This window comes from Lachnospira multipara ATCC 19207 (assembly GCF_000424105.1).
In the GTDB taxonomy this organism is placed as follows: Bacteria; Bacillota; Clostridia; order Lachnospirales; family Lachnospiraceae; genus Lachnospira; species Lachnospira multipara.
Window position 1 is genome coordinate 269,430 of record NZ_AUJG01000002.1, and the last position, 15,039, is coordinate 284,468.

15 protein-coding genes are annotated in these 15,039 nt (G+C 35.2%); all 15 read left to right on the forward strand.

The window, feature by feature from the left end; translation table 11 throughout:
• Window positions 1-48 precede the first annotated feature (48 nt).
• Entirely contained in the window at window positions 49-963 is a 915-nt protein-coding gene (ftsY, locus tag G600_RS0103650) for a signal recognition particle-docking protein FtsY (RefSeq protein WP_027430719.1), read from the forward strand.
• A gap of 96 nt (window positions 964-1,059) precedes the next feature.
• The gene (gene ilvA, locus G600_RS0103655; RefSeq protein ID WP_027430720.1) at window positions 1,060-2,277 is read left to right on the forward strand and encodes a threonine ammonia-lyase; all 1,218 of its coding nucleotides are present in this window, start codon (window positions 1,060-1,062) and stop codon (window positions 2,275-2,277) included.
• 296 nt (window positions 2,278-2,573) lie between these two features.
• Window positions 2,574-4,445: a carbohydrate-binding domain-containing protein gene (locus tag G600_RS13695; RefSeq protein ID WP_051195347.1), complete on the forward strand. Its 1,872-nt coding sequence runs from the start codon at window positions 2,574-2,576 to the stop codon at window positions 4,443-4,445.
• A gap of 136 nt (window positions 4,446-4,581) precedes the next feature.
• Entirely contained in the window at window positions 4,582-6,024 is a 1,443-nt protein-coding gene (locus G600_RS0103665) for an AI-2E family transporter (RefSeq protein WP_027430721.1), read from the forward strand.
• A 114-nt stretch (window positions 6,025-6,138) separates the two neighbouring features.
• On the forward strand, window positions 6,139-6,483 hold the full coding sequence (gene ylxM, locus G600_RS0103670; protein ID WP_027430722.1) for a YlxM family DNA-binding protein: 345 nt from the start codon (window positions 6,139-6,141) through the stop codon (window positions 6,481-6,483).
• A 9-nt stretch (window positions 6,484-6,492) separates the two neighbouring features.
• The gene (gene ffh, locus G600_RS0103675) at window positions 6,493-7,845 is read left to right on the forward strand and encodes a signal recognition particle protein (protein ID WP_027430723.1); all 1,353 of its coding nucleotides are present in this window, start codon (window positions 6,493-6,495) and stop codon (window positions 7,843-7,845) included.
• A gap of 37 nt (window positions 7,846-7,882) precedes the next feature.
• Window positions 7,883-8,125 carry a 30S ribosomal protein S16 gene (rpsP, locus tag G600_RS0103680; RefSeq protein ID WP_027430724.1) on the forward strand — a complete coding sequence of 81 codons (243 nt, stop codon included), beginning with the start codon at window positions 7,883-7,885 and terminating at the stop codon, window positions 8,123-8,125.
• A gap of 25 nt (window positions 8,126-8,150) precedes the next feature.
• Complete coding sequence (locus G600_RS0103685; RefSeq protein ID WP_027430725.1) at window positions 8,151-8,381, forward strand: KH domain-containing protein; 231 nt, start codon at window positions 8,151-8,153, stop codon at window positions 8,379-8,381.
• Window positions 8,382-8,531: 150 nt separating this feature from the next.
• Complete coding sequence (locus tag G600_RS0103690; RefSeq protein ID WP_027430726.1) at window positions 8,532-9,659, forward strand: metallophosphoesterase family protein; 1,128 nt, start codon at window positions 8,532-8,534, stop codon at window positions 9,657-9,659.
• Window positions 9,646-11,385: an ATP-binding protein gene (locus G600_RS0103695; protein ID WP_027430727.1), complete on the forward strand. Its 1,740-nt coding sequence runs from the start codon at window positions 9,646-9,648 to the stop codon at window positions 11,383-11,385. The genes G600_RS0103690 and G600_RS0103695 overlap by 14 nt, the downstream gene beginning before the upstream one ends.
• Window positions 11,386-11,422: 37 nt before the next feature.
• Window positions 11,423-11,947: a ribosome maturation factor RimM gene (gene rimM / locus G600_RS0103700; protein ID WP_027430728.1), complete on the forward strand. Its 525-nt coding sequence runs from the start codon at window positions 11,423-11,425 to the stop codon at window positions 11,945-11,947.
• A gap of 111 nt (window positions 11,948-12,058) precedes the next feature.
• Complete coding sequence (rplS, locus tag G600_RS0103705; protein WP_034245423.1) at window positions 12,059-12,409, forward strand: 50S ribosomal protein L19; 351 nt, start codon at window positions 12,059-12,061, stop codon at window positions 12,407-12,409.
• A 122-nt stretch (window positions 12,410-12,531) separates the two neighbouring features.
• Entirely contained in the window at window positions 12,532-13,092 is a 561-nt protein-coding gene (gene lepB, locus G600_RS0103710; protein ID WP_027430730.1) for a signal peptidase I, read from the forward strand.
• 225 nt (window positions 13,093-13,317) lie between these two features.
• Window positions 13,318-14,247: a ribosome biogenesis GTPase YlqF gene (gene ylqF / locus G600_RS0103715; RefSeq protein WP_051195356.1), complete on the forward strand. Its 930-nt coding sequence runs from the start codon at window positions 13,318-13,320 to the stop codon at window positions 14,245-14,247.
• Window positions 14,248-14,289: 42 nt separating this feature from the next.
• Complete coding sequence (locus tag G600_RS0103720) at window positions 14,290-14,949, forward strand: ribonuclease HII (RefSeq protein WP_027430732.1); 660 nt, start codon at window positions 14,290-14,292, stop codon at window positions 14,947-14,949.
• Window positions 14,950-15,039 lie beyond the last annotated feature (90 nt).

Below are 15,039 nucleotides of genomic sequence, written 5' to 3' on the forward strand. Positions count from 1 at the left end.
TTACTTGTAAGAATGTGGGCTTAATTTTTTTATAAGGAAGGATTTAATATGGGATTTTTTGAAAAATTAAAAGCAGGTCTTAATAAGACAAGAGACAATATTGTTTCAAGCATTGATTACGTTTTCAATGGCTTTACAAATATTGACGACGAATTCTATGAAGAGCTTGAAGAAACTCTTATTATGGGCGACATAGGCGTTAGAACAACTGATGAAATCATTGAAAATCTTAAGGAAAAGGTTAAGGAAAATGCTATTAAGCAGCCAGCTGAATGTAAGGAATTACTTATTCAGTTAATTAAGGAGCAAATGGATCTAGGCCCTAATGCCTACGATTTTGAAAATCAGAAATCAATTGTCTTATTAATCGGTGTTAATGGCGTTGGTAAAACAACTTCAGTGGGTAAGCTTGCTGGCTTACTAAAGAATCAGAATAAGAAGGTTATTATGGCTGCTGCCGATACCTTTAGAGCTGCTGCCATTGAACAGCTTACAGAATGGTCTCATAGAAATGGCTGTGAGATTATTGCTCAAAGCGAAGGTTCAGACCCAGCTGCAGTTATTTTTGATTCAATTCAGGCTGCAAAGGCAAGAAAAGCTGATGTTTTACTTTGCGATACAGCAGGACGTCTTCAGAATAAGAAAAACTTAATGGAAGAGCTTCGTAAAATCGATAAGGTTATTACAAGAGAATATCCAGAAGCTTATAGAGAGAATTTAATCGTACTTGATGCTACAACAGGACAGAATGCTCTTTCTCAGCTTAGAGAATTTAAGGATGTAACTGACATTACAGGTATTATTTTAACTAAGATGGATGGTACAGCTAAAGGTGGAATAGCAGTGGCTATTCAGTCTGAATTTGGCATTCCAGTTAAATATGTGGGAGTTGGCGAGCAGATTGAGGATTTACAGAAATTTAACTCAGAGGATTTTGTAAATGCCCTCTTTGACTTGCAATAAAAGCTTTACAGGTCTATAATTATGAACAACTTGTCATACAACAATTATGGCTTGTTGGACAAGAATACTTATGGGATTCAAGGAGAAGCTAGGAAAATGGAAGAATTAACATTGAAGAAATTCGAAGAAGCAGCTGAAAAAGTTAAAGAAGCTACTCTTCCAACAAATTTAGTATATAGCGAGTTCTTTAGTGCACAGTCAGGCAACAAGGTTTACTTAAAGCCTGAGAATATGCAGTATACAGGCGCATACAAGGTTAGAGGTGCTTATTATAAGATTAGCACAATGTCAGAAGAAGCTAGAAAAAGAGGATTAATTACAGCTTCAGCTGGTAACCATGCCCAGGGCGTTGCATTTGCAGCAAAGAAATATAACGTAAAAGCAACAGTAGTTATGCCTACTACAACACCTTTAATTAAGGTTAACAGAACTAAAGGCTATGGCGCCGAAGTTATCCTTTATGGAAATGTTTACGATGAGGCATGTGAATACGCAATTAAGTTAGCTAAGGAGCAGGGATTAACTTTCGTTCATCCATTTGATGACCTTGAAGTGGCTACAGGTCAGGGCTCAATAGCTATGGAAATCATTAAGGAATTACCTACAGTTGATTATATTTTAGTACCAGTAGGTGGTGGCGGACTTGCAACTGGTGTATCTACACTTGCAAAGCTACTTAATCCTAACATCAAGGTAATTGGTGTTGAACCTGCAGGAGCTAACTGTTTACAGGCATCCCTAAAGGCTGGGGCTGTAACAACACTACCAACTGTTAACACAATTGCAGATGGTACAGCAGTTAAGACTCCAGGTAGTAAGTTATTCCCATATTTACAGAAGAACTTAGACGACATTATTACAGTACCAGATGAAGACTTAATCGTATCCTTCCTTGATATGGTTGAGAACCACAAGATGGTAGTTGAGAATTCTGGTTTACTTACAGTAGCTGCCCTTAAGCAGCTTAATGTAAAGGATAAGAAGGTGGTTTCTATCCTTTCAGGTGGTAACATGGATGTAATTACAATGTCTTCAGTAGTTCAGCAGGGTCTTGTTCAGAGAAGCAGAATCTTTACAGTATCTGTTCTTTTACCAGATAAGCCAGGTGAACTTGTAAGAGTTGCAACTATTATTGCAGAAGCTAATGGTAATGTAATTAAGCTTGAGCACAACCAGTTTGTATCAATTAACAGACAGACAACAGTTGAGCTTAGAATCACAATTGAAGCTTATGGACATGAGCATAAGGATGAGATTGTAGAAAAGCTTGAAGAAGCAGGCCTTAGACCTAGAATAGTTAAGGTTAATATTTAGTCAGACTATAAAGAAGCTAGATAATCTAATAAATTAGATACAAAACTACAGCTGTTATGAGTAAGTGAAACTAAGCTTTACGCCCTTGTTTCATTTCTCATAGCAGCTTTTTTAATTTCTTTTTAAAATTTCTTTTTTATCTCTTTTTAATTTCTTTATTTCAGTTCACAAAAACACCACACAAAGAACACATTTACAACATTTTAAATCTTTATATTAATTATAAAAATAAGATATCAGAGGGCGGAAAGATTTACGATTCCCCAGTGATAGGTTTAATTAAAGGAGGATTACTTATGATTAATTTAAGAAAGGTAGGTACCATAGGATTAACTAGTGTATTAATTACCATGAGTCTATATGGCTGCACAACTAACGAGGCTACAACGACAACAACAAGTTCATCTAGTTCTACTAGCTCATCAAGCTCCACAACTGCAACAGTTGACGTAGATTTAGACGAGTTGATCTCAAGTCTTGAAAATGGAGTGTCTCTTGAACTAGATGAAAATGATACAGATACATCTTATGACAACGACGACACAACAATTACACTTAATGGTTCTTCAATTTCAGTAAATGGTGATGGCGCAAGTGCATCTGGTTCTACTGTAACTATCACCAAAAAAGGAACTTATGTTATTTCCGGTAGCTTAAGCGATGGACAGATTGTAGTTGACCTTGCAGATGACACTGATGAGGTGCATTTAATTTTAAATGGAGTGGATATTTCTAATTCAAGCACAGCACCAGTTTTAATTCTTAGTGCAGACAAGGTAACAATTACTCTTGCAGATGGTACAACTAATACAGTGACAGATTCCTCAAGAACTACAGATACTGAAGAATATAGCGCAGCAATTTATTCTAAGGATGACTTAAGCATTAATGGTAATGGTAGTTTAGTTGTAAATGCAGGCTATAACGATGCTATTACAAGTAAAGATGATTTAATTATCGTTAGCGGAAACATTTCCATAACAGCAACTGATGAAGGTTTAATTGGTAAAGACTTAGTAGGTATTGCTGGTGGAACAATTGATATTACAGCAACTGGAGATGGTATTAAGGCTTCAAACGATTCTGATGCAACTAAGGGTTATATCATTATTGAAGACGGTGAGATTACAATTCAGTCAGAAAATGATGGTATCCAGGCAGAAAACTACGTAGTAATTAATGGTGGTACAATTGATATAACAACTGGTGATGGTGCAGCTAATTCCTCTGTTACACATAGTTCAACAGACTTTGGCTTTAGAGCAGGTTCTTCAACTTCTTCAACTTCTTCTACAAGTACAGATAGTATGAAGGGTATTAAAGCCACAAACGTATTAATCGTATTTGGAGGAAATGTTAATATAGATTCTGAAGATGATGCTGTTCATACAGATGGTGCCGTTATTATAAAGGGCGGTGATTTAGAACTTGCTTCCGGTGATGATGGTATCCATGCAGATACATTAATTCAGATTGATGGTGGAACTGTTAATATTACAGATTCATATGAAGGTTTAGAAAGTACTCAGATTGTTATTAACAATGGTAATGTTAGTGTAGTAGCTGACGATGATGGTATGAATGCCTCAGATGGTTCAACACAAACAACTGGCATGGGTAATACAACAGGTGGTACAAATTCAAGTGTTAAATTAGAAATCAACGGTGGTACTGTTTATGTTAAATCTACCGGTGATGGACTTGATTCAAATGGTACACTAACAATTAATGGTGGTAATACAGTAGTTGAAGGACCTACAGATTCATCAAATGCAGCTGTTGACTTTGATTCTAATTTAACTATTAATGGTGGTACATTAATGGCCTTTGGTTCAAGCGGAATGGTTGAAACACCAAGTTCTGCTACAAACGGTGTATGCTTATTATTATATGGTTCAGGTTCTGCTAATCAGACCTTTACATTAACTGATTCAAGTGGAAATACAATTCTTTCATATACACCATCAAAGTCATATCAGGTTTGTATTTGTTACTCCGCTGACATCACAACAGGCAGCTCATACACATACACAATTGGTTCTTCTTCAACAACAGTAACACCAACAAGTTCTGTTTACTCAAATGGTTCTTCAAGCTCAGGTATGGGCAGTATGGGAAACATGGGTGGTAACTCACAGTCTGGCACTGGAAGAAATGCCTTTAAATAAAATCTAAATAAAATTTAAATATCTTTTAAAATATAAGAAAATAGGCTATAATTAAAGGGATGACTTTTTAGTCGTCCCTTTTTTCGTACATTAAAGCCTAGATTAGGGCTATAAATTTAAATATTAGGGGGATAATATGAAAAATAAGGAACCGATAGATATTAGGAAATATTTAGGACTTACACTTGCATTTTCTATTTCTTTTATACTAGCAATGTTAGTATATTTTATGATTGATAGAGCTAGCTATATAAGTAAATTTCTAAATGGCATAATAAAAACCTTAATGCCTTTTTTAATAGGTGCCTGCTTGGCCTATATTATCTGTCCTATGGTAAATGGTCTAAATTTATTATACCAAAAGCTTTTTAAAAAACTAAAAGAAGAAAGAAGATTAGCCCTTGCTAATTCTTTTAGTATCTACACAGGTATTATAATTGCAGCGCTTATTATAATTTTCGTTATTGTTATGATTATTCCAAACCTTGTTAACAGTATTATAAGAATTGTGCAATTAGCACCTTCGGCCATTGATAAATTCTATGATTTTGCAATTAATTTTTTGCAGTCAAATGAATTTATTAGGGAGCATTCTCAAAATATTATTAATACAAGTTATGACTTTGCAAAAGATTATATTAATAACAATCTAGTTAAAAACTCAGATGTTATCCTATCTAATCTTACAATCGGTGTAATGGGAGTATTAAATCTATTTTTTAACTTACTTATTGGTTTTATTGTTGCAATCTATCTTCTTTTTATGCGCAAAAAACTTGCTAAACAAGGTAAGATGATAATTTATAGCATTTTCAAAGAAAAAGAAGCAGAATCCATTATGGATGAATTTGAATTTGTTGATAAGGTATTTTCAGGCTTCCTTATTGGTAAAATTGTAGACGCCATTGTAATTGCCATCATATGTTACTTTATGCTTATATTTTATAAATTGCTAAATCCTGGCGTTGAAACTATGAACGAAGTCATGATTGCAGTAATTGTAGGCATATTTAATGTCATTCCTTTCTTTGGATGGTACATAGCTTGGGCTATTGGCATTATACTTTGCTTAATTGTAAATCCAGGACAAGCCATATATTTCCTCGTGTTTAACTTTATTCTTCAGCAAATCGATGGAAATATTATAGGACCAAAAATTTTAGGAAACAGTACAGGTATCTCTGGCTTTTGGGTATTATTTGCCATCCTTTTATTCGGACACATTTGGGGCTTCTTTGGAATGTTAATTGGTGTTCCAATATTTGCCATAATTTATCACTTCATCAAGAAGGCTATTTTCAAAGGACTATTAAAAAAAGGACAGTTTAAAATGGCGGTGGATTATGAAAATGAATATCCAACGAAGGAAAATGAAAAGTTTAGTGAGAAGATGAAGACCGCATATGAAAGAATTAAGGAAGATCAATTAAAACAAAAAGAAGAAATAGTAAAGCAAAGGGAAGAACAAAAAAGAATAAAAGAAGAGCTAAAGGAAAGCAAAAGGCTCAAAAAGGAAAACAAACAAAAAGAAGAAAATATAGAAATTGACTCTGAAATAGAAGAGGATGAAGAAGAATAATTTTTTAAATTTTCTTCCTCTGTCAAGTTTTTTTACTTGACATTAAAAATGCTATATGATATTCTATTCAAGGTTTAATTGAAACAAGCTAAATTTACATAAAGGTAAGGAATTATGGAGAAGATTGTTGAGCAGGCTCTTCTATATGACTTTTATGGAGAGTTACTAAATGAACATCAAAGAAAAGTCTATGAAGATGCAATATTTAACGATTTATCATTTAGTGAAATTGCTGATGAATATGGAATCTCTAGACAAGGAGTTTTTGATTTAATTAAGCGTGTCAATAAGACATTGGCCAATTATGAATCTAAACTTCACCTTATTGAGAAGTTTCAAGAAACTAAGACAAAGGTTGCAAGAATAGATTCTTTAGCTGATTCTTATCTAGAGAATAATGATGAGAATTTAATACTAGATATCAAGAAGATATCTAAAGAAATACTAGATGAATTTTAGAGGTGTTACATGGCATTTGATAGTCTTTCAGATAAACTACAGAATGTATTTAAGAACCTTCGAAGTAAGGGACGATTAACAGAAAGTGATGTTAAGGCAGCCCTTAAAGAAGTTAAGATGGCTTTACTTGAAGCTGATGTAAACTTTAAAGTTGTAAAAAACTTTGTTAAGTCAGTGGAGGAAAGAGCAGTAGGTCAGGATGTTTTAACAAGTTTAACTCCTGGACAGATGGTCATTAAGATAGTTAACGAAGAGATGGTTAACTTAATGGGATCTGAAACTACCGAGATAAAGCTAAAGTCCGGTAATGAAATTACCGTAATTATGATGGCCGGTCTTCAGGGTGCTGGTAAAACAACTACAACAGCTAAGTTAGCTGGAAAGTTTAAAGCTAAGGGTAAGAAACCTTTACTAGTTGCCTGTGATGTTTATAGACCTGCAGCTGTTGAGCAGTTACAGATAAATGGTAAGAAGCAAGAGGTAGAAGTTTTCTCAATGGGAACTAATAACAGCCCAATTGATATTGCCAAAGCTGCTATTAATCATGCTAAGGATAATAACTTTAATGTTGTTATTTTAGATACAGCCGGTAGACTTCATGTTGATGAAGATATGATGAACGAGCTTATTGAAATTAAGAAGAACGTAGAAGTTGATCAGACAATCTTAGTTGTAGATTCTATGACTGGTCAGGATGCAGTTAATGTTTCTGCTTCCTTTGATGAGAAGATTGGAATTGACGGAGTTATCTTAACAAAGCTTGACGGCGATACAAGAGGTGGTGCTGCACTTTCAATTAAAGCAGTAACTGGTAAGCCAATTCTCTATGTTGGTATGGGTGAGAAGTTATCTGACCTTGAACAGTTTTATCCAGATAGAATGGCAAGCCGAATCCTTGGTATGGGCGATGTACTTACTCTTATTGAGAAGGCAGAAGCTCAGATAGATGCCACTAAGGCCAAAGAGATGGAGAACAAGTTAAAGAAAGCAGAGTTTGACTTTAACGATTTCCTCGATTCCATGGATCAGATTAGTAACATGGGTGGTATCGGTTCAATACTTGGTATGTTACCGGGTATGGGACTTGGCTCTAAGATGAAGGATGTTTCAATCGATGAGAATGAAGCAGAAGCCAATTTAAAGAAAACAAGAGCAATTATTCAATCTATGACAAAGAAAGAAAGATCTCATCCAGATATTCTTAATCCGTCAAGAAAGAATAGAATTGCAAGAGGTGCAGGCGTAGATATTGCAGAAGTTAATCGTCTTGTTAAGCAATTTGAGCAGATGAAGAAGATGATGAAGCAGATGCCTGGAATGATGAAAGGTGGTAAAAAGGGTCGATTCAGATTACCTTTTTAACATATATCAGCAAATTATTTAGGAGGTGAAATTTAACATGGTAAAGATTAGATTAAAGAGATTAGGTGAGAAGAAGTCTCCTTTCTATAGAGTAATCGTAGCAGATTCAAGATCTCCAAGAAATGGTAGATTCATTGATCAGATTGGTACTTATGATCCTAATTATGAACCAGCTAAGATTAACATCGATGCAGAAGCTGCTAAGAAGTGGTTAGCTAACGGTGCTCAGCCAACTGAGGTAGTTAGCAAGCTTTTCAAGGCTGCTGGTATCGAAAAGTAATTGACTAGTAGTGGAGGTGTGGTCTATGAAAGAATTAGTAGAAATTATCGCTAAAGCGCTAGTTGATAATCCCGATGAAGTTGTAGTAACTGAAACTGAAAAAGACAAGGCAATTGTAATTGATTTAAAAGTTGCTTCTTCTGATATGGGTAAAGTAATCGGTAAATCAGGTAGAATTGCAAAGTCTATTAGAGCAGTTGTTTCAGCTGCTGCACAGAAAACCGACAAAAAGGTTATAGTCGAAATTGACAACTAGTTAATGGAGAACTATTTGAGAGAGATTAAGTTTAGCTTAGTTTCTCTCTTTTTTTGTATCTTAGTTTACTTGGCTCACTTTACATGTGCTTCAAAGTTTATTACAATATTTATGTTTTTTAAGAAACTAAAAGACATTGGGAGGAATACATTGAAAATTATACATTGTGCAGATTTGCACCTAGATTCGTCCTTAACAGCTAATTTTAATGCAGGACAGACTAAGGAAAGAAAACTAGAACTGATAAATAGCTTCGAAAGATTACTTCGCTATGCCGATGAGAATCTTGTAGATGCTGTTATTATCGCTGGGGATTTATTTGATAAGCCAATCGTTAGTAAGACTACAAAGAATATTGTTCTTGATGGAATTACTAGATTAAAAGATATAGATTTTTACTACTTAAAGGGAAATCACGACGAGTTTAATTCCCTTGATCAACTAAGAAACTTACCGGAGAATTTGCATTTATTTAATAATGAATGGCAGACCTATACAGCATTTTCTTCGGATTATTATGATATAACAATTTCAGGAAAAGAGCTAACTAGTAGGGATTCTAATCTAGACTTAGAGGGCCTTGAGCTTGAAGCTTCTGACTTTAACATAGTCTGCCTACATGGTCAGCTAACAGGCTACGAATCTAAAAAGGATGACATAAACATTCCTTTAAATGGCCTTGTAGGGAAGAATATCGACTATTTAGCCCTTGGCCATATTCATAAAGAAAGCGTCGGAGAAATCGATTCTAGGGGCATTTATGCCTATTCTGGAGCGCTAGAGGGCCGCGGCTTTGATGAGCTTGGGGAGAAGGGATTTATTTTACTAAATATTGATGAGGAAAATCACAGCTTTACTCACGAGTTTATTCCCTTTGCTAAAAGAACCCTTGAAGAAGTATGGGTGGACATTACAGATGCATATACAAGCCTTGATGTTATTGAGCTTGCAACAGAGGCTATTAATGAAGCTAATATCCCTAAAACCTCTCTTATTAAGCTAGTCCTTGTGGGAGAAGTCCTTGTGGAGGCGGATATTAATGAAAATGTAATCAAGCGCCATTTTGAAAACGACTTCTTCTACATTAAAATCGTAAACGACAGCCGATTTAAGCTAAATATTAGCGACTACGCCCATGAAGAGTCCTTGAAAGGTGAATTTGTAAGGTTAATTGCTACAGATAAGGAACTTTCAAATAAGGACAAGATGCAAATAATTAATATTGGAATTAAAGCGTTAACTAACGATTTAGGAAAGCAGGACTATGAGATTAATTAGCTGTCATATTGAGAATTTTGGTAAGCTGTCAAATTTTGATTACAATTTTAACGAAACTAAAAATATCATCCTAGAGGACAACGGCTGGGGAAAGACGACTCTTGCAGCCTTTATTCGTGTCATGTTTTACGGTTTTGCAAACCCTCTAAAAAAGGATGATTATGAAAATGAAAGAAAGAGATTTAAACCTTGGAAAGGCGGAGTTTATGGCGGCAGCCTAAGCTTTAGCGTTAATAACAAGGAATATATAATTAACCGTGTCTTTTTTGATAGAGAAAAGGAAGATACATTTTCCATAAGAGACGCCCACACTTTACTTGAGACTACAGACTTTAGTAAAAACATTGGGGAGGAAATCTTTAAGATTAATCACGAGTCCTTTAAAAATACCATCTTTGTTGGACAGGACGAGCTAGAAACCAAGTCTACAAGGGATATTGAGAGCTTGCTTGGCAATGTAAGCTTAGAGGAACTTGATATTAATAACTACGACGACGCCCTTGGCACCATTAACGGCCTTATTAATAGTTTAAGCCCTGATAGAAAGACTGGCAGACTCTACAAGCTATCTAGACAGCTTGATAATCTTGAATTTGAAAATCTATCTTTTGACGCTAATAAAACACGAGTTTCTAAGTTAGTTGAAAGAGCTAAGTCTTTGGAACATTTTCTAAATAAGGAAAGAAGGGCTAAGTCAGAGCTACAGGGGCTAATATTTGAGGAACTATCAAATAAGGGCGAGGAAAAGAAAGAAGTGAAAGAGGAGAAAAAGGAAGAGGCGCCAAAAGATGAGAGGGCAGAAAAGTTAAAGAAGGACATTTTTAACTTTAATAAGCTTGCCATCAATGAAAAGACTGATGTTATCGGACTTTTTATACTTTTCTTTGGATTTTTCCTAACGGTACTAGGTGTATTTTTACAAAATAATAACAGATACCACGTATACGCTTATCCACTGACCTTTATTGGAATTATCATTGTGATTTTCTATGTGTCTAGGACCTTCTTTAAAAGGGCCGATGATACGGAAGATGATGATGAGGAGGAAGATCCTCATCTAAAAGAGGAAAAAAAGGAAGAAACTAAGGGCTACGAACCTTTTAAATCCGCTGAGGATGCCGAGTTTAACAGCTCTTCTAGTAAGTATCAGGCTTTAATTGAGAAGATGAAGCTTAATGATAAGAAAATCGATGAGCACACAGGTGAGCTCTACCGCCTAAACCGCGAGATTGAGGAGCTTACAAAGGAGATTTTAAAGCAGGAAGAAAATATTACAAGACTAACAGAAATCAAGGAAGAGATAATCGAGCTTAAGGAAAAGTATGAATATACTCTAAAAGCTAGAGATTATCTAAGCTTGGCTAAGGAAAATTTTGCTAAGCGCTACAATAAGCCAGTAAAAAAGAGCTTTGATAAGTTCCTTGGCTATATGCTTGATGAGACGGATGACTACATTTTAAATATAAATAATGAACTAAGAATTAAGGATGCCGGAGAGTTAAGGGACGTGAGAATGCTAAGTAAGGCCTTTAGAGACGTAATTGGCCTTGCCCTTCGCCTTGCCTTTATTGAGAGTGCCTTTACTAAGGAAAAACCTTTTATTATCCTGGATGACCCTTTTGTAAATGTGGATGATAACACACTAGCTCCTTGCCTTAATACGCTAAATATCATCTCAAAGGATTATCAAATTATTTATTTTACTTGCTCAATAAGTAGGACCTAGTTTATAATACGAATACGATTTTAGATTGGAGTAGACTATGAAGAATGATTTATTAAGAGTCGGTGTTATTACATCTACTCATGGAATTCGTGGTGAAGTTAAGGTTTTTCCTACAACAGATGATCCACAAAGATTTAAAGATTTAAAGGAATGCATCATTGCTGCAAAAAGAGAGAATATTAACGTTACAGTGGAATCTGTGAAGTTTTTTAAGCAGTATGTAATAGTTAAATTCAAGGAATTCTCTAATATCAACGATATTGAAATCTATACTAAGTGCGATTTAATGGTTACTAGAGAAAATGCAGTTAAGCTCGAAGAAGGAGAATATTTTATCTGCGATTTAGTAGGCCTTGAGGTTATTACAGATGAAGGCCAAAAGATTGGTAAGTTAAAGGATGTCCTTGAGACTGCTGCCAACAATGTCTATATTGTAGAAGATGAGGATGGGGATGAAATCCTTATTCCTGTTATTGATCAGTGCATTTTAGGCCATGACCTAGAGGCTGGCACAATCACTGTTCACCTACTTGATGGCTTATTGGATTTAAATAAAAAATAAAGCTTGCATAAAGCGAGGATTTATGATAAATTAATAAAGTTGTGAGATAACGAGATGGTCCTCTGTTACAATTCCTGTATTAAGAACATCCAGATTAATAGGAGGTCACACATGGCTAATAGTATTATTAAGAGCATCGAAGATGCACAGCTTAAGGCTCAGGCACCTGAGTTCAGAACAGGTGATACAGTTAAGGTATCAGCTAAGATTAAAGAAGGAAACCGTGAAAGAATTCAGGTTTTCGAAGGTACAGTAATTAAGAAGCAGGGTACAGGCGTACGTGCTACTTTCACTGTAAGAAAGATTTCTAACGGAGTTGGCGTTGAGAAGACATGGCCACTTCATTCACCTATCGTAGAGAAGGTAGAAGTTACTAGACGTGGTAAGGCTAGACGTGCTAAGCTTTATTACTTAAGACAGAGAACAGGTAAGGCTGCTAAGGTTAAGGAATTAGTTAGATAATTAATTTACGTTAGTGGATCTATAAAGCCCGCAACTTATGTTGTGGGCTTTTTTTTTCTACATTTTTTTGATATAATCTAGTTTGTTTGTAAATTAATAAAGTTGGGAGAGAATATGGTGATATGGTAGCATTTAGAAGAAGATACCACGAGAACAAGCAATTGCTATTCGTGTGTAAATATATTGTTGATATAATAATGGTGATTGTGGCAGCTTACGTTTTAGTGAGCTTTATAGCCTATAGAGATACTAATGTGGGTAACTCCATGAACTCTATTTTAAAGGATGGAGATACAGTTTTAGTTAACCGTTATGCCTATTCTTTAGCTAGCCCTAAAAGATACGACGTTATTGCTTTTAGCGTAGATGGTGTTAATTCATCTAAGATTTATATTAAAAGAGTAATTGGTCTTCCAGGAGAGACAGTGCTTATTAAAGACGGCAAAGTCTTTATTAATGGTGAAGAGTTAGAAGACGATGTGGTGGATACAGAGATTTTAACTGCAGGTCTTGCAAGCACAAGCATTACCCTAGATAAGGATGAATATTTTGTTCTAGGTGATAATAGAAACAATAGTGAAGACAGTCGTTTCTCATCTATAGGAACAGTAAAGGAAGACAATATAGTTGGCAAGGTTTGGTTCATTTTAAGCCCTGTTAAACGTATTAAATTTGTATCATAATCAATCATAACTATCATTGAAAGGTGATTCTATATGAGTAAAGAAATTAAGAAAAATTTTGGAAAGTCAGCTTCTAAGGGAAGAGCTGCTGGAAAATCCAGTGCTAACAAGTCAGGTTCTGGCAAGTCTGGCTCTAAGTTTGGCGCAGCTAAGCCTAGCAAGACTTTTGATAAAAAGGAACACGATAGAAAAATTCAAGAACGTAAACTTGAAAAGAAGAAGAAAATGGAAGCTAAGGAAGCAGCAGGAGATAATAACAAGCTTGCAACTTTTAACTGGTATCCAGGTCATATGACTAAGGCGAAGCGTCAGATGCAGGAAGATATTAAGCTTATCGACCTTGTAATTGAAATCGTTGATGCAAGAGTACCAAACAGTTCAAGAAATCCTGATATTGATGAATTAGCTAATAATAAAGCAAGAATCGTTATTCTAAATAAGGCTGATTTAGCTGATGATAAGCTAACTAATGCTTGGATTAGCTATTTTAAGGAAAAAGGCTTTTACTGCATAAAGATGGATTCAAGAAAGAATAACGGCTTTAAGGAATTAAACGAGATTATCCTTGAATCTTGTAGTGAGAAGATTGAAAAGGACAAGGCAAAGGGTATTGTTGGTAGACCTATTAGAGCCATGATCGTTGGTATTCCTAATGTGGGTAAGTCTACATTTATCAATGCCTACTCCGGTAAGGCGTCAGCTAAAACTGGTAACAAGCCTGGTGTAACAAAGGGTAAGCAGTGGATCAAGATCAAAGGTAACATCGAGCTTCTTGATACTCCTGGTATCCTCTGGCCTAAGTTTGAAGACCAGACAACAGGACTTAGACTTGCCATGATAGGTTCAATTAACGACAACATTTTAAATAAGGATGACTTAGCCCTTGAGGTTATTAAGTACTTAAATAAGTATTATGCCAATAACCTAAAGAAGCGCTACGAGTTTGAAGATAGCGAGATTGAAGAGGCTAAGGCAAATTATGAAATGGCAATTAATGAAGAAACTGCAACTAGCCTTGCAATTATGGAAGTTATTGCCTTAAAGAGAGGTTGTATAAAGAAGGGGGCACAAGCTGATTTTGAAAAGGTATCTAATATTATCTTAGATGACTTTAGAAGTGCTAGACTTGGTCTCGTTTCTCTTGAAAGACCTTAATTTATCTAAGCTTAACTAAAGTTTAGGAAAATGGAGCATTATATGACATTAAAAGAAGAACGCGAATTAAAAAAGAAGAAAAAAATGGAAGAAGAAATGGCCAGAGTTGAGGCCATGTTTGAATATGAAAAGCAGCATCCTGATTGTGAGTATATCGCAGGTATCGATGAAGTAGGCCGTGGCCCTCTTGCAGGTCCTGTGGTTACTTGCTGCATCATTATGCCAAAGGATGTAAGAATCCCTTATGTAAATGATTCTAAAAAGGTTTCTAAAAAAAGACGTGAAATGTTGTATGATATAATTATGGAGAAGGCAATTGCCGTTTCCATTGGCGTCAATAACGAGAAGAGAATTGATGAGATTAACATTTTACAAGCAACTTATGAAGCTATGCGTAAAGCTATTAACAATTTAGAAGTAAAACCCGATATATTATTAAACGATGCAGTTAATATTCCTGAGATAGACATTCCTCAGGTTCCAATCATTAAGGGTGACGCTAAAAGCTTTACCATTGCCTGTGCAAGTATCATTGCTAAGGTTACAAGAGATAGAATGATGGAAGAATACGACAAGAAATATCCAGGCTACGGCTTTGGGAAAAATATGGGTTATGGCACAAAGGAGCACACAGATGCCCTAAGGAAGCTTGGCCCATGTGAAATTCACAGAAGAACTTTCATAAAGAATTTTGTGGATTAAATTGATTTGAAAAAATGTATTTGAAATAATTGATTTGAAATTATATTTTTAAGTTAGTTAAGCAAGCTATAAAGTTGGCAAAAGATTTAC